The sequence below is a fragment of the Acinetobacter wanghuae genome (assembly GCF_009557235.1).
GTDB classification, from domain to species: Bacteria; Pseudomonadota; Gammaproteobacteria; order Pseudomonadales; family Moraxellaceae; genus Acinetobacter; species Acinetobacter wanghuae.
In genome coordinates this window covers 2,582,687-2,606,593 of record NZ_CP045650.1, presented here as the reverse complement: position 1 = coordinate 2,606,593, position 23,907 = coordinate 2,582,687, and the positions used below count along the sequence as shown (strand labels likewise).

17 protein-coding genes, 2 tRNA genes and 3 rRNA genes are annotated in these 23,907 nt (G+C 42.4%); 13 read left to right on the top strand and 9 right to left on the bottom strand.

What is annotated here, in order from left to right; translation table 11 throughout:
* Positions 1 to 94: 94 nt before the first annotated feature.
* Both GFH30_RS12455 and GFH30_RS12450 read right to left on the bottom strand, forming a co-directional pair.
* Entirely contained in the window at positions 95 to 472 is a 378-nt protein-coding gene (locus GFH30_RS12455; RefSeq protein ID WP_153373051.1) for an RcnB family protein, read from the bottom strand.
* A gap of 206 nt (positions 473 to 678) precedes the next feature.
* Positions 679 to 1,224 (bottom strand): glutathione peroxidase, encoded by a 546-nt coding sequence (locus GFH30_RS12450; protein ID WP_153373049.1) that lies wholly within the window; start codon positions 1,222 to 1,224, stop codon positions 679 to 681.
* A 193-nt stretch (positions 1,225 to 1,417) separates the two neighbouring features.
* On the opposite strand from GFH30_RS12450, the gene GFH30_RS12445 reads away from it, so the two are divergent.
* Complete coding sequence (locus GFH30_RS12445) at positions 1,418 to 2,320, top strand: DMT family transporter (protein ID WP_153373047.1); 903 nt, start codon at positions 1,418 to 1,420, stop codon at positions 2,318 to 2,320.
* Between the two features lie 429 nt (positions 2,321 to 2,749).
* On the opposite strand, the gene GFH30_RS12440 is transcribed toward GFH30_RS12445, so the two are convergent.
* The 3 genes from GFH30_RS12440 to GFH30_RS12430 form a co-directional block, all read right to left on the bottom strand.
* Positions 2,750 to 3,319 (bottom strand): Sua5/YciO/YrdC/YwlC family protein, encoded by a 570-nt coding sequence (locus GFH30_RS12440; protein WP_153373045.1) that lies wholly within the window; start codon positions 3,317 to 3,319, stop codon positions 2,750 to 2,752.
* A gap of 45 nt (positions 3,320 to 3,364) precedes the next feature.
* Positions 3,365 to 4,504 (bottom strand): DNA-processing protein DprA, encoded by a 1,140-nt coding sequence (gene dprA, locus GFH30_RS12435; protein WP_153373043.1) that lies wholly within the window; start codon positions 4,502 to 4,504, stop codon positions 3,365 to 3,367.
* A 93-nt stretch (positions 4,505 to 4,597) separates the two neighbouring features.
* Complete coding sequence (locus tag GFH30_RS12430) at positions 4,598 to 5,752, bottom strand: LysM peptidoglycan-binding domain-containing protein (protein ID WP_153373041.1); 1,155 nt, start codon at positions 5,750 to 5,752, stop codon at positions 4,598 to 4,600.
* Between the two features lie 120 nt (positions 5,753 to 5,872).
* Here GFH30_RS12430 and def point away from each other — a divergent pair, with 120 nt between their 5' ends.
* From def to GFH30_RS12375, 12 genes are all read left to right on the top strand, one after another.
* On the top strand, positions 5,873 to 6,403 hold the full coding sequence (gene def, locus GFH30_RS12425) for a peptide deformylase (RefSeq protein WP_153373040.1): 531 nt from the start codon (positions 5,873 to 5,875) through the stop codon (positions 6,401 to 6,403).
* Between the two features lie 89 nt (positions 6,404 to 6,492).
* Positions 6,493 to 6,912, top strand: coding sequence for a DUF2946 family protein (locus tag GFH30_RS12420; RefSeq protein WP_153373038.1), 420 nt, complete (start codon positions 6,493 to 6,495; stop codon positions 6,910 to 6,912).
* Between the two features lie 67 nt (positions 6,913 to 6,979).
* On the top strand, positions 6,980 to 9,010 hold the full coding sequence (locus GFH30_RS12415; RefSeq protein ID WP_153373036.1) for a TonB-dependent copper receptor: 2,031 nt from the start codon (positions 6,980 to 6,982) through the stop codon (positions 9,008 to 9,010).
* Between the two features lie 122 nt (positions 9,011 to 9,132).
* Positions 9,133 to 9,300: a hypothetical protein gene (locus tag GFH30_RS13475; RefSeq protein WP_227551509.1), complete on the top strand. Its 168-nt coding sequence runs from the start codon at positions 9,133 to 9,135 to the stop codon at positions 9,298 to 9,300.
* A gap of 63 nt (positions 9,301 to 9,363) precedes the next feature.
* On the top strand, positions 9,364 to 10,263 hold the full coding sequence (locus GFH30_RS12410) for an SRPBCC family protein (RefSeq protein WP_227551506.1): 900 nt from the start codon (positions 9,364 to 9,366) through the stop codon (positions 10,261 to 10,263).
* A gap of 652 nt (positions 10,264 to 10,915) precedes the next feature.
* Positions 10,916 to 12,453 (top strand): 16S ribosomal RNA (locus tag GFH30_RS12405).
* Between the two features lie 60 nt (positions 12,454 to 12,513).
* Positions 12,514 to 12,590: transfer RNA gene (locus tag GFH30_RS12400), tRNA-Ile, on the top strand.
* Between the two features lie 43 nt (positions 12,591 to 12,633).
* Positions 12,634 to 12,709: transfer RNA gene (locus GFH30_RS12395), tRNA-Ala, on the top strand.
* 459 nt (positions 12,710 to 13,168) lie between these two features.
* A 23S ribosomal RNA gene (locus GFH30_RS12390) occupies positions 13,169 to 16,063 on the top strand.
* Positions 16,064 to 16,243: 180 nt separating this feature from the next.
* Positions 16,244 to 16,358, top strand: a 5S ribosomal RNA gene (gene rrf / locus GFH30_RS12385).
* Together the 16S, 23S and 5S rRNA genes with 2 tRNA genes alongside form the textbook arrangement of a ribosomal RNA operon.
* A 325-nt stretch (positions 16,359 to 16,683) precedes the next feature.
* Positions 16,684 to 19,086 carry a YgiQ family radical SAM protein gene (locus tag GFH30_RS12380; protein WP_153373034.1) on the top strand — a complete coding sequence of 801 codons (2,403 nt, stop codon included), beginning with the start codon at positions 16,684 to 16,686 and terminating at the stop codon, positions 19,084 to 19,086.
* A gap of 406 nt (positions 19,087 to 19,492) precedes the next feature.
* Complete coding sequence (locus GFH30_RS12375) at positions 19,493 to 20,032, top strand: DUF2726 domain-containing protein (RefSeq protein ID WP_153373032.1); 540 nt, start codon at positions 19,493 to 19,495, stop codon at positions 20,030 to 20,032.
* Between the two features lie 53 nt (positions 20,033 to 20,085).
* Here GFH30_RS12375 and GFH30_RS12370 read toward each other — a convergent pair whose 3' ends face one another.
* The 4 genes from GFH30_RS12370 to GFH30_RS12355 all read right to left on the bottom strand — a co-directional run bounded on the left by GFH30_RS12370 (position 20,086) and on the right by GFH30_RS12355 (position 23,905).
* Positions 20,086 to 20,442 carry a RidA family protein gene (locus tag GFH30_RS12370; RefSeq protein WP_153373030.1) on the bottom strand — a complete coding sequence of 119 codons (357 nt, stop codon included), beginning with the start codon at positions 20,440 to 20,442 and terminating at the stop codon, positions 20,086 to 20,088.
* Between the two features lie 3 nt (positions 20,443 to 20,445).
* Positions 20,446 to 21,741, bottom strand: a complete 1,296-nt coding sequence (gene shiA, locus GFH30_RS12365; RefSeq protein WP_153373028.1) for a shikimate transporter — start codon at positions 21,739 to 21,741, stop codon at positions 20,446 to 20,448.
* A 221-nt stretch (positions 21,742 to 21,962) separates the two neighbouring features.
* Entirely contained in the window at positions 21,963 to 23,018 is a 1,056-nt protein-coding gene (gene dinB / locus GFH30_RS12360) for a DNA polymerase IV (RefSeq protein ID WP_153373026.1), read from the bottom strand.
* A gap of 119 nt (positions 23,019 to 23,137) precedes the next feature.
* Positions 23,138 to 23,905 carry a glycoside hydrolase family 25 protein gene (locus GFH30_RS12355; RefSeq protein WP_153373024.1) on the bottom strand — a complete coding sequence of 256 codons (768 nt, stop codon included), beginning with the start codon at positions 23,903 to 23,905 and terminating at the stop codon, positions 23,138 to 23,140.
* Positions 23,906 to 23,907 lie beyond the last annotated feature (2 nt).

Here is a 23,907-nt window from a genome sequence, read left to right as displayed (position 1 = left end):
AAGAATTGCAAAGCCACAACAAAACTCTTGGTTTGATTGATCAAAAAATAAAAAAGAGCGCCGTAGCGCTCTTCCTTCACCGAGATTGTGGGTATTAACCCGCAATGATTTTAATAATGTTATGCGTTTTTACGTTCGTCAAAATGTAGTCGCCATTTACTTTAATCCATTGCTGGTTTCTGCCCGGTTTACTCAATTTTTTATACTGTTTATGATCCACTTTATAGGATTGACTAAAGTGTTGATTCGGAACTTTTTGACCGACTCTCCAATCGCGTGATGGATTAATCGCTTTTTTAGCAACAGGTTTATGGTGTGGGTTTTTATGCAGTTGTTGTGGTTGCATCGGTGCTTTATGTTGTTGCTGCGTATAATGCTTATTCGGTTGGTGTTCTTGCGGAGCAGCCATCACCGGTGCGGCAACTAAAGCAGTCGAAATTGATAAAACAATTGCTTTTAAAAATGTATTCATACGTCACCTTGATGATCTATGGCATTGGGTTGATAGGTTGATCATAGGCGTCATCTGGTGAGTAATGGTGAATGCGATGTAGGTGAAATATAAAAATAAAGAAGAAATTAAGAAGATTGAGAAAAGAGCCTTTGTTATTTTAAATTTTGAAAAATTAGAAATGTCAGTACCTTGCGCTTGGCAAAATACTGACACAATGATGAGTCTTACTTCGAAAGTTCAGCTTGGATGGCATCGACAATACGGGCGTCATCCGCTGTAATATCCGGAGCAAAGCGTGCCACAACTTCACCTTGCTTGTTGACCAAGAATTTTTCAAAGTTCCATAGCACTTCAGGTGGCTCATTTGGGGTAAGACCGTAATCCACTAAATCTTTATGCCAAGGACCTTCACCAATACGTTCAGGAATGGCTTGGGTAAGAGCCGCATAAAGCGGATGTTTGGCATCGCCCACCACTGGAATTTTCGCAAACAGTGGGAATTCAACTTGATAATTAAGCGAGCAGAACTCTTGAATATCTGCTTCGCTGCCTGGCTCTTGCGCTAAAAAGTCATTCGATGGAAAACCAAGAATCTCTAAACCATTAGCTTTTTCAGCCGCATACAGTTTTTGCAACCCTTCATATTGTGGCGTTAAACCACATTTAGACGCTGTATTCACAATCAATAGGACTTTCCCTTCATATTGGTTGAGCGTGGTTTCGTTACCTTGAATGGTTTTCACTGGAATATCGTAAACAGAAGTACTCATTGAATGTCCTATCAATAGATTGTTGTTTACCCCATGTTTTAACGGGTATTGATTTGAAGTACAAGATGAGAGCCGTAAACAATCGATTTAAATCACAGACAAAAGCTGAAAATCACATGACAATTCCATTATGCTGTACAGCAATATAAAGATCTTTATGTTTATAAAAGATCAGACAGTGGGTTAGGGTGCTATGACACAGCAACAAAAAACGATGGCATGGGCTTTTCTCTTGCCATTGATGGCGGTTTTAATTTGGTCTTTGAATATGACGGTCAATCGTTATGTAGCTGACTATATTTCTCCGTTAAGTATTAGTTTTTATCGTTGGGTTTTAGCATTCTTGGTCATGACGCCTTTTGTATATAGGTGCATCAAAAAACAATGGCCTGACATTCGTCCTTATTTAGGACATCTGGCACTCCTCGGTGCTTTGGGCATGGTGTTTTATCAAGGTTTGGCTTATAGCTCGGCACATTATACCAGTGCAACCAATATGGGGCTGATTAATGCCTTTATTCCCGTGTTTACCATTATTGTGGGCGTGTTTATTTTAAAAATTCGCCCCTCAATCACTGCAATTTTAGGCAGTCTATTGTCTTTAATTGGGCTGATGTATGTGATGGCACAAGGGCAGTGGGCACATGTACTTTCGCTCGGGGATAGTTATATTGGCGATTTAATGATGCTGCTTGCGGTCTTTTTCTATGCCTGCTACGGGGTTTTACTCAAAAAATGGCAAATTCAAATTCCGTTGGTTTCAAGCTTATATATTCAAATCTGTTTTGCTTTAATCATGCATCTGCCATTCATTGCATTTATGGGATTGGATGCGATTAATGTGAATAATGTGGCAAGTATTGCCTATGCTGGTATTTTTCCTTCAATTGCCGCACCTTTATTGTGGATGATGGCGGTACAACAGCTTGGACCTAATCGCAGTAGTATCTTTATGAACCTCATGCCTATTTTCACTGCCATGATTGCGTATGTATGGTTAGGCGAATCGTGGACGATTTATCATACTGTGGGTGGCGTGGTCATTTTGCTCGGGATTTTGTTGGCGCAATATAGTCCCAAGCCAAAATTGACGTGATCATTCATATGAATTTTGCAGTATTGATTAAAAAATAAACAATCGAATAGTCTTTTTTATATTGGTTTCACTTGTTTGGCTTATTTTTTTAACTGAAAAGCAGCTCTTTAAAAATAAGCTTATTTTTAAAATTGAAGTAAAAATAGCAAGATATTTTGAATTTTACTTGAATCATTCATTCTATTAATAGTTAATAGCTATTAATAGATCATTTTATTGTATTTGTTGTTGTTCAAGCTTTCTCCCATAATACGTCCATCGAGAATGATGACTCAGAAAATTTCCTGAATTATCAAACTCCCAGAGATTTTCGAACCCTCTGGATGTGATTTATGCACATCCTTTTTTATGCTCAGCCGTCCCTATATGGCTGAGCTTTTTTTTGTCTTAAACTTTTGTCTTATTTTCAATATATAGAAGGTGATTCGCTTAAGCGCGAATCACTTCACCTGTTACTGCATCCAAAATTCGACTTGGTTGTTGGCTCAAGCCTAAATCACCATTTAAATAATGCAAATCTTGTTCAAAATACGCAATGGAATCTTGTAGTGAGCGCGCAGGTTCAAGTCCGGCAGGATTGGCACTGGTTGATACGATAAAACCGCCAAATGCCTGACAAAGCGCGACACATAAAGGATGTGTGGTGACTCGAACAGCGACTTTAGGATGGTTACCTTTAATCCATGTTGGAATGTCGCTACTTGCAGGCAATAACCACGTAGTGGCACGTTCTGAAGGGCCGCGATTGGTCCATGAATCAATAATCTGTGCTTTGGTTGTTTCAGACAGCCCTGCAAATAAATGTTCAACTTGTGCAATATTGGCTGCCAATAAAATCACGCCTTTTTCAATCGGACGTTGTTTTAGACGTAGAATTTCTGAAAATGCTTGTTCATTGAATGGGTCACAGCCCAAACCCCATACAGCTTCTGTCGGATATGCCAATACCTCACCCGCTTGCAGGGCTTTCGCTGCTTCAGCAACAGAGGTGGTAATCATGGGAGAGTCCTTTAATAAAATGACAATAAGTCATTATTGTGAACCTTATTTGTGTGGACGACAACGCACAAACATTCCCGATTGCTGCGTGCATAGACCTAAAAGTTCCAGTTCCATCAATTGTGCTGTTAATGACGCAACATCGAATTGTAGTTGTAAACTCAGCTGATCTAGATCTTGTCCCACCCAATCCAATTGATTGTAAAGCGCAATTAAATGCGCTGGAATATGAGTTGTCTCAACTGTGGGTGCTTCACGATGTATCTCATTTTGTAAGGATTGCCATTGTGTGGCGAGGGCTAAGTCTTCAATCACTTGTTGCGGATGGTCGATCAAAATCGCACCTTCCCGAATCAGTTGGTGGCAACCTTGATGATGTTCACTGTAAATATGTCCCGGAATCGCAAAAATAGTTTTGCCTTGTTCCGCTGCGAGTTTTGCCGTAATGAGCGAGCCACTCTTTAAGGTCGCTTCCGCCACAATCACGCCTAGGCTTAATCCACTAACAATACGATTACGCCGTGGAAAATGATGCTGAAGTGGCGGAGTCTCAGGCAAAAACTCAGTAATGACTGTGCCGCCTTCTGCTAATAGTTGTTGGCGTAATACTTGATTCGAAGAGGGATAAGTCTGATCAAGTCCTGTACCCATCACGGCGATAGTACGCTGATGCAAAAGACCAGCACGATGGGCTGCTTCATCAATGCCTTGTGCCAGTCCACTATTGATATAAAAGCCTTGCTCACTTAAGTAAAAGGCAAAATCATAAGCCACTTGGCGACCATGATGACTGGGCTTGCGGCTGCCTACAATTGCGATTTGTGCCTGTAACAAGCTATCTGCTTGACCTTGTCCAAACAGGATCGGGGGCTTATCAGAGTAATGACTAAGTTGCTGCGGATAATCAATATCTGTATCGAGTAAGATGAAGTCACAATATTGTTGTGTAAGCGCAATGCAGCGTTCAAATTTACGTTGTGATTCTTCTTGGTGGAAATCTTGAAGCCGCTGTACATGATTGGCATGAATACCTAAAGATTGCCAAACAGCGGTTTGATCTGGCTGAATGGCTTCAGCCAAATGCGCATAATGAGCACGAATTTTATAGAAGCTCGAAAGTGAATGCTGAACCAAATACCATAAGGTGAGTGTGTCTAATTGCATCTTTGATAACGAGTTCAGCATATCGAGACCTATAAATAACGTCTTCTTATTATTGGGCTAAGTTTAAGCCAAATTTTGACTTAAACTTATGAACAGATTGAAATGTTTTAGGGCTTATTCATCAAGTAATGGCGGTTGAATGCTTGAACCCACTTTCATCGGTAAAGCACTTTCCAATACATAGGCATAGCTTAAATTATCAAATGCTTTAAACACCATGATGCTACCGACTTGTTCTGTTGGAAGTGCAATACGTTCTTGGGTTTTAGGGTCAGTGACAATTTGACCTTGTTTATTCACATTGAATACATCACCGATTTGAACGCCATGGGTTGTTCCACGGTCAATCGTGACGACACTATGGCGCGCTGCTGTGCCAATAGAGCCTTGAACTCGAACGACAATACCACCCGGAGTGATGTTATCCGCGCTGGTTGGATAGAATAAGCTTGGTAGCATTGGGTCATATTCAGGTAGAACACGATCACCGCGACGCACTTCACGATCATAACTGTCAGTGAGTTCAAGCGTTGTAATTCCATCTTGACCACGTACAGCAACAGCGGATGCGACTTGGTTGAGTTCTACGCCTGCATTGTATTTCACGCCGTTGGCATCAGTGAAAATGTACGGTTCGCCTTCGTGATAGACCGCATAGCGTTGACCTACGACTAAGCCATTTCCACGGGCATAAACAGTTTGGTCTTTTGCAGCCAATACGCGTTCATCTGCTGCACCAATAATATAAGGCACGCCGTCCAATGTATCGGCAGGCAGAATCATGCTGTGTTGTAGCCAGTTTTTAATATGTTGGAGCGGAATAACAGGAATCGTATTGTTGAGTGACTCAACACGAATTTGTGGTTCTACTTTTGTACTACCTGTATAACGACTGATGATGCCGGCACAACCATCACCTTCATCTTTACCAATAATCGGTTTGCCGTTATAGGTACACATGAGTAGGCGGTCACCCGGGAAAATCCAGTGCGGATTTTTAACGTGTCGGTTGCTTGCCCAAATTTCACGCCAGCGTACTGGGTTTTTCAAGAATTTTTTGGAAATATCCCAAAGTGTATCGCCTTTTTTGACGACATAAACTTGAGGTGCATTTGCTTTAAGCGATGGCGGATTAATATTACGTGCCGGTGCTGCCTCAGCAATGGACACAGTTCCTAAGCTCACACCGACAGAAACCGCGAGTGCAAGCATTTGTTTTTTTAACCCCACAGCACTAAAAATTGGCGTGCCCACGAAAACCTTTTTCATTATCATAATTCCTAAAATTATGTATGTAGTTGCGTTATAATAAAGATCTTACACCGATTTTTTTGATGAAGCATTCCCTTCATTTGGTTTTTTGATCAATGGCATAATTGAGGACGCAGTATGGCCTTATTACCTATTTTAAGTTTCCCCGATCCCCGTCTTCGTACCATTGCACAACCAGTCGAAGAAGTCACTGATGAAATTCGTCAGCTCGCTGCAGATATGTTTGAAACCATGTATGAAGCGCCAGGCATTGGTTTAGCTGCGACTCAAGTAGATCGTCATATTCAGCTGATTGTCATGGACTTATCTGAAAATAAAGATCAACCATTGGTGTTTATTAACCCCAAAATAACACCCTTAACTGAAGAAACACAGCCATATGAAGAAGGCTGTCTATCTGTACCTCAAATATACGATAAAGTTGAGCGTCCGTCACGTGTAAAAATCGAGGCGATTAATCTTGATGGTGAAGCCTTCGAGTTGGAAGCTGATGAGCTGCTTGCAGTGTGCATTCAACATGAGATGGATCACTTAAATGGTAAATTATTTGTTGATTATCTATCGCCGTTGAAACGCCAACGTGCGCGTGAAAAAATTGAAAAAGCAGCACGTCAACGCCAAAAAGAAAAAGTTGCAGTAAAACGCTAAAACGCTTTTTGGTGTTTTTGATCTGTTACAAAGCCCAATTTTGATTGGGCTTTGTTATACTTGGCTTAGACAAATATCAAGGTTCGCTTGTGTTTTTTCGTGCTGGATTACTGCTGTGTCTGACAGCGGTATTTTTACAGATTGCTGTGTTTTTACAGCCTTTGCTGCCTGTGCAATATCAAATTGCACCAGTCTGTGAAACCATCACGCGTGCACTTTTATTGCCTACATCAGAAGCAAAACATACATCTCATTCACATCATGCTGACCACAGCATGCATGTCCAATCTCTAGATACTGGTCATGACCATCATGATCCAAGTCATCAATGTCAGTACTGTACCGTGTACGGCAATTTGGTTTTGCCACCGCATCTAGATATCAAAGAAGTTCTTGATCGTATTCAAGTGCGCTTAATTGCATTTCAAAAAGCCTTTAAGCACATTTGGTTTGTCCTTCAGCAACTCTTTTTAATGCCTCAAGGGCGTGCGCCACCACTGTTTGCATAAATCCGTTTTTTCTTGAGTCTTCATTGATTCAAGTCCTGCTTAATTTATGTATTCAGTGAGATAGAAAATGGCTCAGCCTACATTCTTGTTACAGCCGCTTACGGCTGCGATTTGCATTGCATGTTATTCACCACTCGTTTTTGCCAATGTGCAGACGACAGCAGATGATGTAATGCCTGTACACACACTAGCGCCTATTGTGGTTACTACCCAAATGGAGCGTGATGCCAATGGTTTAATTGTTCGTGCCGATCCTAAACAGCCGATTCAGCCAGTTCCTGCAACCGATGGCGCAGACTATTTACAAAGTATTGTCGGCTTTAGCGCGGTAAACAGTGGGGCAGGCACCAATGGTGACGTGACATTCCGTGGTATGTTTGGTTCGCGCATTAAAATTCTCACCGATGGCACAGAAAACTTAGGCGCATGTCCAAGTCGTATGGATTCACCGACGTCTTATATTTCTCCTGAAAGCTATGATCGTATTTCTGTGATTAAAGGTCCGCAAACGGTTCAATATGCCAACACCGGTTCAGCAGCGACAGTCATTTTTGAGCGTACACCTGAACAGTTTGATGAAAATAAAAATTACCGCGGTCAAGCCAGTGTATTACTCGGTTCGTTTGGACGTTTAGATCAGAATATTGAAGTCGCAGCAGGCGATGAGAAAAAATATGTTCGCTTGAATACCAATCGTTCAGTATCTAATAGTTATAAAGATGGTAATGGCACGACTGTTCCATCAGATTGGGAGCGTTGGAATACAGACATCGCTTTGGGTTGGACACCTGATAAAGATACATGGCTTGAACTCACCGGTGGTAAAGCCGATGGTGAAGCGGTGTATGCGGGGCGTGAGATGGACGGCTCCAAATTTGCGCGTGAAAGTTTAGGACTGCGTGTTGAAAAGAAAAACATCAGCGATGTGATCAAAAAAATTGAGGCGCAAGTCAATTACAATTTTAATGACCATGTCATGGATAATTTCAGCCTACGTGAATTTACGCCAACCCCCATGATGAAGATGCCAATGGCAACCAATGTGGCACGTAAAACACTCAATGCACGTGTTGCCATGACAAGTGAATGGGAAAAGATCACACTGATTTCAGGTGTCGATACGCAAAACAATGAACATAGCATTCGTAAGGGGATGCATAACAGTTATAAAAAGCAGCCCCGTCAGACGGATATGGAATTCCAATCCATCGGCGCATTTGGTGAGCTGACCTATGACCTAGGCAACGATAATCAATTTGTCACAGGTCTACGTTTAGATCAGGTTGATGTCAATGCAGTTCAAAGTCATCAATCGCGTCAACAGTTATTACCAAGTGCTTTCTTGCGTTTTGAAAATATTCACCCTGAACATGACGATGGCAAAACTTATATCGGACTTGGTTATGTAGAACGTATGCCAGATTATTGGGAACTCTTTAGTCCTGTATCAGGCAATGGCAATTCAAATACCTTTAAAAGTATCGATACCGAGAAAACGCTACAGTTGGATTTAGGCTATCAACATGCGCATGGTAATTTCAGTTCTTGGGCATCAGCGTATACAGGTTTGATCCAAGATTTTATCTTGACCAAATACAATGCAGACGATAAAGCCGAGACACGAAATGTTGATGCCGTCATTGCAGGTGCAGAAGCAGGGGTTGGTTATCAGTTTACCGATGCGATTCAGGCAGATGTGAGTGTCATGTATGCATGGGGTGAAAACACTACGAACAATACGCCGTTGCCACAAATTGCACCCTTAGAAGGTCGCGTGAATCTTCGTTACATTCAAGACCGTTACACTTTGGGTGCTTATTGGCGCATGGCCGATAGTCAAAATCGGATAAGTGAACGTGAAGGTAACATCGTAGGTTATGACAATAAGAAAAGTTCAGGCTTTGGTACTTTGTCTTTAAATGGTACGTATAACCTATCTAATGGTGTGGATCTTTCAGTTGGCATCGACAATGTGCTCGACCGCGCTTATACCGAGCACCTAAATAAAATGGGTGCATCAGGTACAGGCTTACCCACCACTGAACAATTTAATAATATTGGACGGAATTACTGGGCTCGAATCAGTATGAAGTTTTAATTTTTCAAGTTTAAAAAAATCTGAAGTTATTGTTTTAGAACGGTAACTTCAGGCAATATGTCAAGATATAAATAATATATCGCTATAAAATGGAAAAATTACAACAATATTTTGATGTTCTTATGCAAGAACACGAGGTGCTTATTTTAGAGTTGGATTGGACGGCAGAATTTGAGCAAGCTTTTTATCAACAACTGAGTGATCATTATCAAAAAATTGAAATTTATAAAGCGGTAGATTATCCGCACCATAAGTTGATTTGCCTAAAAGACCATTCGCCAAAACTTTAAATTGAATCGCAGTACAGTAAACGTCCTTTCATTAAAGTCGTTCTTCCCATCTTTGTGCTGGCAATGTTGTATTTTTTAATTATCTCATTGTTAGCACGTTATACCGGAAAAATGATGTCGATGTCATTTCTCATCTTATTTCCTTTAAGTGTGGGCGCAATCAGTGAATACATTTTGTCATTTAATCGAAATGCCAGTGATGGTCAGATCTTAAAACGGCAGTCTTTGATCGTGTTGGTCTTACTTATTTTAGGGGGAATTGTCTTAAAAGAAGGCGTGATTTGCTTAATTATGGCTGCGCCAATTTATTTTGTGTTGGCATTGCTTGGTGCATTTTTCATGCGAAGCCTATGTCGAAAAATATGGAAACCCTATAAAAGAATCTATTCAATTGGCTTGTTACCATTATTGGGCTTACTGTTTTTACCCAATATCACTCAGTATCATCAAGGCTATACCACGAAATCATTAGTCATCGATGCATCGCGAGAGCAGGTCTTTGCGGCAATTAATCATATTCAAAATATTCAACCCAATGAAATCAAATACAGTCCAATTTTTACAATGGGCTTTCCTAAACCACAATCGGGTATGACAGTATGTACAGATCAAGGTTCAGTACGCCAAATCCATTGGGAACGTGGAATTTATTTTGAAGAAAAGATTATTCAGTCAAAAGCACCTGAAAAGTTAATGTGGACGTATCGATTTGCACCAGAATCTTTCCCTAAAGGATCTTTAGATGATCATATTGAAATTGGCGGAGCGTATTTTAATTTGTTGACAACAGATTATCGCTTAGAAGCCATCAATCCAAATCAAACAAAATTAATCCTACGCATTGATTATCGCTTATCGACAGAATTGAATTTTTATTCAGATCTATGGGTGCAATATGTATTAAGAGAATTTAGTGACGTGGTTTTGCATATTTATAAGCATTGTTTAGAAGGCAAAACCTAAATTTATAATAATAAAGGGAAGGATAAGCACAGATTAAAAAATGGAGATGTATCTTATTTTTGATCTCTATATATACAAAATGCTGTTTATTACAGTGAATCTAAAGTGGCTTAAGGCTGGTTTTTGGTATAAAAATATTATATATCAATAACTTGCATCAAATTATATGTGCTCAAAATGATATTTTAAAATTAATTAAAATAAATTTTAGTTATAAAACAATATCTTAGTTATTTTATGGTTTATAAAATAAACATGCGTTTTAAAACTTTTTAAAAAGGTGTTGCAAGGGATCTGAAATACTGTAGAATGCACATCCATCGGCAGTGATGAAGATTAAAACTTCTGGTAAAACAATGGCTTAGCACAAGATGTTAAGAATTGATTTTAGAAAGAAAGTTTAAAATAATTTGAATTACTGATTGACACTAGATAAATCTAGTGTAATATAGCCGACCTAGCTTGCTGGTGACGAACCAACAAGAAGATCATTAAGAGATTATGAAGAACAACTTGTGTGGATTTTTACTGATTGATTGATCGAAATTATTTTCATTGATTGATGGTAGAAATTACTCGAAGTTTATTTGAGAAATATTTGTCAGAAAATTGATGAGCCAAGATTGGTAGCCTTTAAGCTACTACTGATTTTAAACTGAAGAGTTTGATCATGGCTCAGATTGAACGCTGGCGGCAGGCTTAACACATGCAAGTCGAGCGGATGAAAGTAGCTTGCTACTGGATTCAGCGGCGGACGGGTGAGTAATACTTAGGAATCTGCCCATTAATGGGGGACAACAGTTGGAAACGACTGCTAATACCGCATACGCCCTACGGGGGAAAGCAGGGGATCTTCGGACCTTGCGTTAATGGATGAGCCTAAGTCAGATTAGCTAGTTGGTGGGGTAAAGGCCTACCAAGGCGACGATCTGTAGCGGGTCTGAGAGGATGATCCGCCACACTGGGACTGAGACACGGCCCAGACTCCTACGGGAGGCAGCAGTGGGGAATATTGGACAATGGGGGGAACCCTGATCCAGCCATGCCGCGTGTGTGAAGAAGGCCTTTTGGTTGTAAAGCACTTTAAGCGAGGAGGAGGCGCCCTAGACTAATACTCTAGGTGCGTGGACGTTACTCGCAGAATAAGCACCGGCTAACTCTGTGCCAGCAGCCGCGGTAATACAGAGGGTGCGAGCGTTAATCGGATTTACTGGGCGTAAAGCGTGCGTAGGTGGCCAATTAAGTCAAATGTGAAATCCCTGAGCTTAACTTAGGAATTGCATTCGATACTGGTTGGCTAGAGTATGGGAGAGGATGGTAGAATTCCAGGTGTAGCGGTGAAATGCGTAGAGATCTGGAGGAATACCGATGGCGAAGGCAGCCATCTGGCCTAATACTGACACTGAGGCACGAAAGCATGGGGAGCAAACAGGATTAGATACCCTGGTAGTCCATGCCGTAAACGATGTCTACTAGCCGTTGGGGTCTTTGAGACTTTAGTGGCGCAGCTAACGCGATAAGTAGACCGCCTGGGGAGTACGGTCGCAAGACTAAAACTCAAATGAATTGACGGGGGCCCGCACAAGCGGTGGAGCATGTGGTTTAATTCGATGCAACGCGAAGAACCTTACCTGGTCTTGACATAGTAAGAACTTTCCAGAGATGGATTGGTGCCTTCGGGAGCTTACATACAGGTGCTGCATGGCTGTCGTCAGCTCGTGTCGTGAGATGTTGGGTTAAGTCCCGCAACGAGCGCAACCCTTTTCCTTATTTGCCAGCGGGTTAAGCCGGGAACTTTAAGGATACTGCCAGTGACAAACTGGAGGAAGGCGGGGACGACGTCAAGTCATCATGGCCCTTACGACCAGGGCTACACACGTGCTACAATGGTCGGTACAAAGGGTTGCTACCTAGCGATAGGATGCTAATCTCAAAAAGCCGATCGTAGTCCGGATTGGAGTCTGCAACTCGACTCCATGAAGTCGGAATCGCTAGTAATCGCGGATCAGAATGCCGCGGTGAATACGTTCCCGGGCCTTGTACACACCGCCCGTCACACCATGGGAGTTTGTTGCACCAGAAGTAGCTAGCCTAACTTAATTGAGGGCGGTTACCACGGTGTGGCCGACGACTGGGGTGAAGTCGTAACAAGGTAGCCGTAGGGGAACCTGCGGCTGGATCACCTCCTTAACGAAAGATTGACGATTGGTAAGAATCCACAACAAGTTGTTCTTCATACGATGTACCTGAGGGTCTGTAGCTCAGTTGGTTAGAGCACACGCTTGATAAGCGTGGGGTCACAAGTTCAAGTCTTGTCAGACCCACCATCTGCAAAACAGAAATCAGATACATTGATCTAAATGATAAGCTGGGGACTTAGCTTAGTTGGTAGAGCGCCTGCTTTGCACGCAGGAGGTCAACGGTTCGACTCCGTTAGTCTCCACCAAATTTCAAGACAAGAAAAGCATGCTTTTCCTTGAAATTTAGGCAAGAAGCTACGCTTCGCGCAGTATGTGATCATACGGTGCTGAGGTTGATTAGTCCTTGAGCTGTCAAGTGTTTAGATTCTAGAGATTAACAAGTATAAGCGTTATGATACGCGCACTTGGTAATCTCTGTGATTTATCACAGTTGCTACGATCCGATGAGGACGTAGACAATCATTAACAGAATATATTTGAGTTGAAATAAATTGTTTAAGGCTCAGAGCTAATTAAACAACAACTTACAAAGCGTAAGCTAAGTGAGTGGTTGAATAAGAAGTGATGAGAAACTAGCGATTAACTGAATCAAGCGTTTTGGTATATGATTTTGATTGAAGCTGTACAGTGATTAGATTCACAGTACTTCGAACTGTATGTTGAAGGTGCTCCTTGTAGGTACCGTCGACTGTTTGGGGTTGTATAGTCAAGTAATTAAGTGCATGTGGTGGATGCCTTGGCAGTCAGAGGCGATGAAAGACGTAATAGCCTGCGAAAAGCTCCGGGGAGGCGGCAAATATCCTGTGATCCGGAGATGTCTGAATGGGGAAACCCACTTACCATAAGGTAGGTATTGCATGATGAATACATAGTCATGCAAGGCGAACGAGGGGAAGTGAAACATCTCAGTACCCTTAGGAAAAGAAATCAATTGAGATTCCCTTAGTAGCGGCGAGCGAACGGGGATCAGCCCATTAAGTTACATAAGCTTTAGTGGAACGCTCTGGGAAGTGCGAACGTAGAGGGTGATATTCCCGTACACGAAAGGGCTTATGTAATGATGACGAGTAGGGCGAGGCACGTGAAACCTTGTCTGAATATGGGGGGACCATCCTCCAAGGCTAAATACTCCTGACTGACCGATAGTGAACCAGTACCGTGAGGGAAAGGCGAAAAGAACCCTGTGAGGGAGTGAAATAGATCCTGAAACCGCATGCATACAAGCAGTGGGAGCCGGCATTGTGTCCGGTGACTGCGTACCTTTTGTATAATGGGTCAGCGACTTACATTCAGTAGCAAGGTTAACCGAATAGGGGAGCCGTAGAGAAATCGAGTCTTAATAGGGCGTTTAGTTGCTGGGTGTAGACCCGAAACCGGGTGATCTATCCATGAGCAGGTTGAAGGTTGGGTAACACTAACTGGAGGACCGAACCCACTGTCGTTGAAAAGCCAGGGGATGACTTGTGGATAGGGGTGAAAGGCTAATCAAACTCGGTGATAGCTGGTTCTCCCCGAAAGCTATTTAGGTAGCGCCTCGGACGAATACCATTGGGGGTAGAGCACTGTTTCGGCTAGGGGGTCATCCCGACTTACCAAACCGATGCAAACTCCGAATACCAATGAGTACTATCCGGGAGACAGACTGCGGGTGCTAACGTCCGTAGTCAAGAGGAAAACAATCCAGACCGCCAGCTAAGGCCCCAAAATTATAGTTAAGTGGGAAACGATGTGGGAAGGCATAGACAGCTAGGAGGTTGGCTTAGAAGCAGCCACCCTTTAAAGAAAGCGTAATAGCTCACTAGTCGAGTCGGCCTGCGCGGAAGATGTAACGGGGCTAAAACTATATGCCGAAGCTGCGGATTTGCAATTTATTGCAAGTGGTAGGGGAGCGTTCTGTAAGCCGATGAAGGTGGATTGAGAAGTCTGCTGGAGGTATCAGAAGTGCGAATGCTGACGTGAGTAACGACAAAACGAGTGAAAAACTCGTTCGCTGAAAGACCAAGGGTTCCAGTCCAACGTTAATCGGGGCTGGGTGAGTCGACCCCTAAGGCGAGGCCGAGAGGCGTAGTCGATGGGAAATTGGTTAATATTCCAATACTTCTGTGTAATGCGATGAGAGGACGGAGAAGGTTAAGTCAGCCTGGCGTTGGTTGTCCAGGTGAAAGACAGTAGGCATGCATCTTAGGCAAATCCGGGGTGCTCTATGCTGAGAGTTGATAGCAAGCTGTACTTGTACAGCGAAGTGGCTGATACCATACTTCCAGGAAAAGTCTCTAAGCTTCAGTTACACAGGAATCGTACCCGAAACCGACACAGGTGGTCAGGTCGAGTAGACCAAAGCGCTTGAGAGAACTCTGCTGAAGGAACTAGGCAAAATGGTACCGTAACTTCGGGAGAAGGTACGCTGTCGACGGTGACGGAATTTACTTCCTGAGCGGTTGACAGCCACAGAAACCAGGCCCCTGCAACTGTTTATTAAAAACATAGCACTCTGCAAACACGAAAGTGGACGTATAGGGTGTGATGCCTGCCCGGTGCTGGAAGGTTAATTGATGTGGTTAGCGCAAGCGAAGCTATTGATCGAAGCCCCAGTAAACGGCGGCCGTAACTATAACGGTCCTAAGGTAGCGAAATTCCTTGTCGGGTAAGTTCCGACCTGCACGAATGGCATAATGATGGGGGCGCTGTCTCCAGCAGAGACTCAGTGAAATCGAATTCGCCGTGAAGATGCGGTGTACCCGCGGCTAGACGGAAAGACCCCGTGAACCTTTACTGCAGCTTGACATTGAACTTTGATCTTACTTGTGTAGGATAGGTGGGAGGCTTTGAAGTCGTGACGCTAGTTGCGATGGAGCCAATCTTGAAATACCACCCTGGTAATATTGAGGTTCTAACTCTGCTCCATAATCTGGAGCGAGGACCATGTCTGGTGGGTAGTTTGACTGGGGCGGTCTCCTCCTAAAGAGTAACGGAGGAGTACGAAGGTGCGCTCAGCGTGGTCGGAAATCACGCGTAGAGTATAAAGGCAAAAGCGCGCTTAACTGCGAGACCCACAAGTCGAGCAGGTACGAAAGTAGGTCTTAGTGATCCGGTGGTTCTGTATGGAAGGGCCATCGCTCAACGGATAAAAGGTACTCTGGGGATAACAGGCTGATACCGCCCAAGAGTTCATATCGACGGCGGTGTTTGGCACCTCGATGTCGGCTCATCTCATCCTGGGGCTGAAGCAGGTCCCAAGGGTATGGCTGTTCGCCATTTAAAGAGGTACGCGAGCTGGGTTTAGAACGTCGTGAGACAGTTCGGTCCCTATCTACCGTGGGCGTTGGAAATTTGAGAGGATCTGCTCCTAGTACGAGAGGACCAGAGTGGACGAACCTCTGGTGTACCGGTTGTGACGCCAGTCGCATCGCCGGGTAGCTATGTTCGGAAGGGATAACCGCTGAAAGCATCTAAGCGGGAAGCCTACCTCAAGATAAGATTTCCCAAGGACTTTATGTCCTCTAAAGAGCCGTTGAAGACTACGACGTTGATAGGTTGGATGTGGAAGTGCAGTGATGTATGAAGCTGACCAATACTAATTGCTCGTGAGGCTTGACTATACAACACCCAAACAGTTGGTGTTGTAGTCGAAATCACTACAAAACAACTTGATTTAGTTTGAAAGCTAAGTAAAATTAAGCAACGCATCGATACTCAAATATCTCTGTTAATAACTCTTTTGACCAAAGCTAGGCATGCGAAAGCAACTAAGACCATAGCGAGTAATCATAAACAGTTGTGCTGGCGACAATAGCAAGAGTGAACCACCTGATCCCTTCCCGAACTCAGAAGTGAAACCTCTTAGCGCTGATGGTAGTGTGGGATTACCCATGTGAGAGTAAGTCATCGCCAGCTCATTAATTCGAAAACCCCCTCAATCAAAAGATTGAGGGGGTTTTTTCTTTGTGGGGAAGAAAGTTGGAATATATAAAAAATAATTAATCTAGAAAATTAAGCCATACCAGGTATAAAAACCTGAAATTTTTTAGGTATATCGCTTAGAAAAAGAAGAATTAGGACTCAAAAATATTCATCATTCATTCCTAATCATCAGTCATTCTAAATATTTGTATAAATTATAATCAAGCAAGCTCGGTCTAATTCATGCTAAAATAGTCGGCTTTCATCTTTGATCTAATTTTAGATCTCCTATCATCTGCCAGCCGAGAATTTGCTAGCCATGTCTACTGCTTATACCATGCAGACAGCGCCTAAAGCGTTGTTTGATTACGACAAATATTGGGCGTCATGTTTCGACCCAGCGCCATTTTTGCCGATGTCACGCGAAGAAATGGATCAACTCGGTTGGGACAGTTGTGATTTTATTTTAGTTTGTGGCGATGCTTATATCGATCATCCGTCATTTTGTTCAGGCATCATTGGTCGTACCTTGGAGGCGCAAGGCTTCCGTGTTGGCATTATTGCACAGCCTGACTGGACGAACGTGGATGCGTTCCGCGTGCTCGGTAAACCGAATATTGCTTGGGGTGTAACGGCAGGGAACATGGATTCCATGATTAACCGTTATACGGCTGACCGTAAAATTCGTTCAGATGATGCTTATTCACCAGATAATGTGCCAAATAAACGTCCAGACCGTGCAGCAACTGTGTATTGTCAACGTGTACGTGAAGCTTACCCTGATGTACCTGTACTTTTAGGTGGTATCGAAGCATCACTGCGTCGTATCGCACATTATGATTATTGGTCAGACAAAGTTCGTCGTTCAGTTTTGATGGATTCAAAGGCCGACCTTTTGATGTATGGTAATGGTGAGCGTTCGATCACTGAAATTATGCATCGTTTGGCGCGTGGTGAAAAAATCACAGATATTACTGATGTTCGTGGTACGGCATTTATTGTCAATAAAAATAACCGTGCATCGAAAGCCAAATTTGTCGAAATTGCATCGAATGATGTCGATAGCGTTGGTCGTGTTGATCCAATCATCAACCCATATGTGATGACTGAAGATTTAGACGGCTGTGAAATTGAAAAGGGTAAAGAAAGTACCCAATATCAAGGTTTCCAAAAAGAACCTGTTGCGAATCCGATTGTACGTGAAGGCGATAATCTAGATTCTGATACTCAAATTGTACAACTTCAGCCCGCATCTAAAGCGATAAAACATAAATTACCGCCACGTGAATTATCTGTTATTCGCCTGCCTGCTTTTGAAGAAGTGGCAGCAGATCCTGTGTTGTATGCACATGCCAATCGTATTTTGCATTTAGAAACCAATCCGGGTAATGCGCGTGCTTTGGTTCAAAAGCATGGCGAACGTGATGTTTGGCTGAATGCGCCTCCAATTCCGTTAACCACGGAAGAAATGGATTATGTGTTTGATTTGCCTTATGCACGTCTTCCACATCCATCTTATGGTCAGGCACGTTTCCCCGCTTTTGACATGATTAAGTTCTCTGTGAACATCATGCGTGGCTGTTTTGGCGGATGTACCTTCTGTTCGATTACTGAGCATGAAGGTCGTATTATTCAGAACCGTTCTGAAGAATCGATTTTACGTGAAGTTGAAAAAATTCGTGATACTGCACCGGGCTTTACCGGCATTATTTCCGATTTAGGCGGCCCGACTGCCAACATGTATCGTTTGGCGTGTAAAGATCCTGAGATTGAAAAGAATTGTCGTAAGCCATCGTGTGTGTTCCCGGGGGTATGTCAAAACCTACATACTGATCATGCGCCATTGACCCAGTTATATCGTAAAGCACGTTCTTTACCAGGTATTAAAAAGATTCTGATTGGTTCAGGTTTACGTTATGACTTAGCGGTATTAAACCCTGAATACGTGAAAGAATTGGTGACGCATCACGTTGGTGGTTACCTTAAGATTGCACCTGAACATACCGAAAAGGGCCCACTCAATAAAATGATGAAGCCGGGTATTGGGACGTATGACCGTTTCAAACAAATGTTCGATCGCTTTAGTAAGGAAGCAGGTAAAGAACAATACCTTATCCCTTACTTCATCGCAGCGCATCCAGGCACAACCGATTACGATATGATGAATCTTGCGATTTGGCTGAAAAAGAATGGTTTCCGTGCCGATCAGGTACAAACTTTCTATCCATCACCAATGGCAACTGCAACCACCATGTATCACACGGGTAAGAACCCACTTGCCAAAGTCGCGCGTTATACAGAGACCGTAGATATTGTAAAAGGTGATAAACGTCGTCGTTTGCATAAAGCATTCTTGCGTTACCATGATGCCAATAACTGGCCATTACTGCGTGAAGCATTAAAAGAAATGGGACGTGCAGATCTGATTGGTAACTCGAAGCATCATTTGATCCCGACGTATCAACCTGCATCTAGCACCGAAGGGCAGTATCAATCGGCTCGTAAAAAGAATTCGACTGTGGCAGGTGATTCTGCAAAACGTAACGGTGAACAAGGTAACCGAACTAAAGCCGCACAGGCTCAAGGTCGTCCTTCAAACACCAAGAAACGTCCTGAGCGTGGTCAAATCTTAACGCAATATACCGGTTTACCACCACGCGAAACAGGTGATGCGAAAAAACCATTTACAGGTAATAAATCAAAGTCTAAATCACGTGCTTAATGTATGACGTGATCTAGATGTATATTCAAAAAGGCACTTCGGTGCCTTTTTTATTGCGTTCATTTTGTCAGTTCATTCCAAGATCATGTTTATTGAAGCGACGTAGGCTGATGAATAAAGACATAAATATGCGAAAAGTACTGTTTATCGGAATTGTCCGACAAATGAAGAGGATAGTATTGCGATATGTCTGAGAAATGCTTTAGATTTAGGTAGACAAGAGAGAAGGATCTCTTTTGACTCAGTATAGGCTGATGTTTTAGCAAATGTTGCGAACTTAAGTTGTTTTGATACAGCATGTATATGTATCTTACAAGAATGGTTCTAAACGCCTCAATTATAAAAAATGGATCTATACTGATTCTTATAAAACAAAAATGACTATAAGAATTCAAAGGACAATGGCATGGCTATTTATATTCTCATTGGGAGTTTGTTACTCTTTTTTGCGTTAATCATCGCATGGAGACAACTCGGCAATCGCGCAAAAAGACAAGACAGTATTTTGAAACAACGTGCAATTTTTAATTTTAATGAACAGCTGACCTATACGCGCTTAAAAGAAATACTATCTGAAAAAACTGTATTGGCACATGTGTCCTACGATACCTTGCTGACAACGAAATTTTATCGAACCCGTAATAAATACCGTAACTTAGTGGCAGACTTTGTGGTTTTAGACCAACAGCATCACATCATTGCGATTGTCGCTGTAGATGATCCTTTAGTGTTAAAGCGTCCACAGCAATCGCAATACGAAGATGCTTTACTGACGATGGCAGGTTACCGCGTGATACGTTATGACAATGTGCCAGAATATCAACAGTTAAGGCAGGATTTCTTAGGTGAACAAGCATTTTCAATGATTGATTCAAGCTCGAATTCAGTCAACGAGATGAAACGACCGCGTTCATATGCAGGTCGTAATATTAAAGCCATGAGCTAAAAATAAAAAAGCATGCTATGTGCATGCTTTTTTTATATTGATTCAGATCAATGTTATGTAGGTTTAACTGCAACAACCGTCAATTCGACCAAAACTTTGGGATCATAGAGCTTGGCTTCGACACAAGTACGCGGCAGGGCTTGAATATCTAAAACCCATGCATCCCATACTTCATTGAATGCAGCATAATCTTGTTCAATATCTTTTAAATAGATAGTCACTGACATGATGTGGCTTTTATCTGTGCCTGCTTCAGCAAGGAACTGGTCAATGATGTCCAACGTTTGTTGAGTTTGACCTTGAATATCGAGGTCAAGATCCGATGCTAATTGACCCGCAAGATGGACTAAATTGCCTGAAATCGCAATTTCAGAAAAGCGTTTCGAGACATGCAAACGTTGAACCGTCATTTCTTAATCCTGTGTTTTTGGCATCATTGCAGCCACAACCGCTGTTAATAAACAACCAATCGCTAAATAAATAGCAACATAGTGCCATGAACCATCTGCCCAAATCACCAAGGATGCTGCGATCATTGGCGTAAAGCCACCACCAATAATACTCGCCACTTGGTAGCCCACACCTGCACCGCTATAGCGATATTCAGTGCCGAACAATGAGGTAAAAATAGGTTGGTGAACACTGACCACCATATCATGTGCGATATTGGCAAGCAAAATGGCACCGACAATAATCATCCATGTATTTTGTGCATCTAACGCCATAAAGAAGGGGAATGCGGATAGTGCACCGATTAAACCGCCCCAAATACACATGGTTTTATGCTCAATTTTGTCAGAAATCCAAGCAAAAAATGGAATACTGATACAACTGATCGCACCGACCATGAGGGTAATATTTAAGAAGAACTGTTTATCCATACCCAAATGATTGGTCGAATAATTGAGAGCAAAATTGGTTACCAAATACATGGTTAACAGCTCAGTCATTCGCAGCGCAATAATATAAAAGAAGGCTTTTGGATGCTTGGTTACCGCTTGTATGATCGGAAGTTTGGCTGGCTTTTGCGCAGAATTGATAACTTTTTCAACAAATTCTTGAGATTCATCCTGACCGTGACGAATCCACATTGCAATGGCAATTAAAACGATACTGGCAATAAAAGGGATACGCCAAGCCCAATCCGCGAAAGCGGCTTCACCAAAGAAATGAAGAATGAGTGATACAGCGCCAGTCGCGAGTACTAAACCTACGCCAAAACCGACTTGAACACCGCTCGAGTAAAATGCTTTTTTACCTTTAGGCGCATTTTCTACTGCCATAAGTGCAGCACCGCCCCATTCACCACCGACGGCAAAACCTTGTAATGCACGTAAAGTGACCAATAGTACCGGTGCCCACCAACCGATCATTTCAAAATTAGGTAATAGACCAATACCCACCGTTGATAAGCCCATCAAGACGACAGTAATAACGAGCATTTTTTTACGACCGAGTTTGTCACCAAAATGCCCGAACACAATACCGCCTAGCGGGCGAAATAAGAAACCGACACCAAAGGTTGCAAGGGCAGCAAGGGTGCCCATATTGTTGCCAATACTTGGGAAAAATTGATCTTTAAAAATTAAGGCTGCGACAATCCCGTAAAGGAGAAAATCATACCAATCGACGACAGCACCAACAAAGCTAGAGAGCGCAGCTTTACGCGCGCGTTGTTCTTGAACAACAGAAGAATTCGCAGAGGACATGCAAGAAAAGTTTCCATGAGTTACAACAGAGTTGCCCTGTAATATTCGGATTCGGTCGTCACGCCAATCACAGGACATCATGCTGAAAGTAAAGGTGATTTTCAGCAGCTCAGCAGATACATGGATAATGCATTGCGGGGGATAGATTACTCTAAATTTTAAAAATGTAAAAACAAAGTTGCGCTATTTTTGCACTCATGCCTATATCTTGATCAATTGACCTAAAGTAAGGAAAGTTGTTGCTCTGGTTCTGGTGGACTCAGCAAATGCACTCCAACACCAATCAAGCGAAATGATTGCTGCGGATCAATATGCATATCGATGATTAAGTTGTGTAAGACTTGTTGTAAATCTTGAACCGAGCGTAGAGGCACTTTAAAGCTTTTACTGTGTTGCAGAATTTTAAAATTGGGCATTTTGAGTTTGACTGACACACCGCGTGCTGTAAGTTTTTTTTGATTTAAGCTAAACCAAACTTGTTCTACCAATTTGTCCCAATAAGGTGGACATTGTGCGAGCACTAAATTGCCATCAAAAGTGGTTTCTTTGGAAATTTGCTGCCTTTCGCGTTCTGCTTCAACAGGGCGGTCATCAATGCCTTGGGCATATAAATAGAGCCTTCTGCCGTATTTACCAAAATGTTGAATGAGAAAGAATTCATCAACATCCTGCAAATCTCCCAAAGTAACCAAGTTTAAACGTTGTAATTTTTCTTGGGTGACCCTACCAACACCTGGAATTTTCTTTAATGGTAGCTCATGGATAAAAGCCTGAACTTGAGTGGGTTTAATCACACAGATGCCATTGGGTTTATGCCAATCTGAAGCCACTTTGGCTAGAAATTTATTCGGTGCTACACCTGCCGATGCTGTCAAACCTGTGAGCTGAAAAATATCCTCACGAATGCGCATTGCAACTTCGGTGGCACTGGCAATATTTTGCAAATTTTCAGTGACATCTAAGTAGGCTTCATCAAGTGATAGTGGCTCGATCACATCGGTATATTGACGAAATACTTGATGAATTTGTGCCGAAACTTCACGATATTTTTGGAAATTCGGTTCAATTACAATGACCTGTGGACATAGTTTTCGAGCTTGTGTCATCGACATGGCTGAGCGCAACCCAAAGCTACGCGCGGGATAAGATGCAGCCGTCACCACCGCACGCGCATGATGGGATGCGATTACGACCGGCAAGTGTTTTAAATCAGGGCGTTCACGCAGCTCTACGGAGGCGTAAAACGCATCCATATCGATATGAATAATTTTGCGCATGCGTCATCTTAAAAGGCTTTTTGACTCTTGTGAAGGCGAAGCGATCGCTTTATCTCAACAAAGCGAAGCAAGATGTCGCGTTGATATTTATGAAATTCAAGCAAGATATTTTGATTTTTTTAATCAATAGGTGGCTTGTGATAAGTCACCTGATTTTTTTCTAAAAACTTTAACCATACTTGCTCTGAACCATAAAACACATTCATGTCCACAGGTGTGCTGATCCCTTGAATTTTTCCTTGATTGGTATGTTGCCAAAAGTGCCATTTGGGCTGATCTTTCAAGTCTGGCAAGCCTTTATATTCGCGAACCCAAAGTGGAACGTCTTTAAATGATCCTGCCAATACGATGTTATAAAAAGTTTTCGAGGTATAGAAAATCGGTTGCTTGCCATAATGTTGTTTCAAGGCATCGTGCATGACCTGAATTTCTTTTAAAAGTTGTTCTTTGGAATAGGTATTGATGCAATTGCTGTCATATTCCAAATCAATCACAGGCGGCAAAGTATCAGGTTTATTCGGTACAGATTCAATAAAATTTTGGGCTTGAACCGTGCCATCACGGCATAAACGGTAAAAATGATAGGCACCAACTAATAGTCCATGTTCACGCGCTTTGAGCCAGTTTTCTTGAAATTTAGTATCTTTAAAATCACCACCTTCGGTCGACTTTAAATACACGAAGCGATATTTTTGCGGAGAAATCTTTTTCCATTCAATCTCTTTTTGATGATGCGAGACATCAAACCCTTGAATCGGGTAGTCTGCTGCATTGGCAGAAGGTGCTCTAAAAATAAATAGATACAGCAGCAAAAACACAATAAAAATGACCCCAGTGCTCAATGCAATCGGCCAAAGATTTGAAGTGTGTTTTTTGTTGGCTGTCATAA

Excerpts from the sequence above, each read along its gene's own strand:
- GFH30_RS12440 (WP_153373045.1), bottom strand. The coding sequence starts at position 3,319 with ATGATTACCACCTCTGTTGCTGAAGCAGCGAAAGCCCTGCAAGCGGGT.
- GFH30_RS12355 (WP_153373024.1), bottom strand. The coding sequence starts at position 23,905 with ATGACAGCCAACAAAAAACACACTTCAAATCTTTGGCCGATTGCATTG.
- GFH30_RS12430 (WP_153373041.1), bottom strand. The coding sequence starts at position 5,752 with ATGAAAAAGGTTTTCGTGGGCACGCCAATTTTTAGTGCTGTGGGGTTA.
- GFH30_RS12410 (WP_227551506.1), top strand. The coding sequence starts at position 9,364 with ATGTTGTATTTTTTAATTATCTCATTGTTAGCACGTTATACCGGAAAA.
- def (WP_153373040.1), top strand. The coding sequence starts at position 5,873 with ATGGCCTTATTACCTATTTTAAGTTTCCCCGATCCCCGTCTTCGTACC.
- shiA (WP_153373028.1), bottom strand. The coding sequence starts at position 21,741 with ATGTCCTCTGCGAATTCTTCTGTTGTTCAAGAACAACGCGCGCGTAAA.
- GFH30_RS12450 (WP_153373049.1), bottom strand. The coding sequence starts at position 1,224 with ATGAGTACTTCTGTTTACGATATTCCAGTGAAAACCATTCAAGGTAAC.
- GFH30_RS12375 (WP_153373032.1), top strand. The coding sequence starts at position 19,493 with ATGGCTATTTATATTCTCATTGGGAGTTTGTTACTCTTTTTTGCGTTA.
- dinB (WP_153373026.1), bottom strand. The coding sequence starts at position 23,018 with ATGCGCAAAATTATTCATATCGATATGGATGCGTTTTACGCCTCCGTA.
- GFH30_RS12455 (WP_153373051.1), bottom strand. The coding sequence starts at position 472 with ATGAATACATTTTTAAAAGCAATTGTTTTATCAATTTCGACTGCTTTA.
- GFH30_RS12445 (WP_153373047.1), top strand. The coding sequence starts at position 1,418 with ATGACACAGCAACAAAAAACGATGGCATGGGCTTTTCTCTTGCCATTG.
- dprA (WP_153373043.1), bottom strand. The coding sequence starts at position 4,504 with ATGCTGAACTCGTTATCAAAGATGCAATTAGACACACTCACCTTATGG.
- GFH30_RS12370 (WP_153373030.1), bottom strand. The coding sequence starts at position 20,442 with ATGACGGTTCAACGTTTGCATGTCTCGAAACGCTTTTCTGAAATTGCG.
- GFH30_RS12380 (WP_153373034.1), top strand. The coding sequence starts at position 16,684 with ATGTCTACTGCTTATACCATGCAGACAGCGCCTAAAGCGTTGTTTGAT.
- GFH30_RS13475 (WP_227551509.1), top strand. The coding sequence starts at position 9,133 with ATGCAAGAACACGAGGTGCTTATTTTAGAGTTGGATTGGACGGCAGAA.
- GFH30_RS12415 (WP_153373036.1), top strand. The coding sequence starts at position 6,980 with ATGGCTCAGCCTACATTCTTGTTACAGCCGCTTACGGCTGCGATTTGC.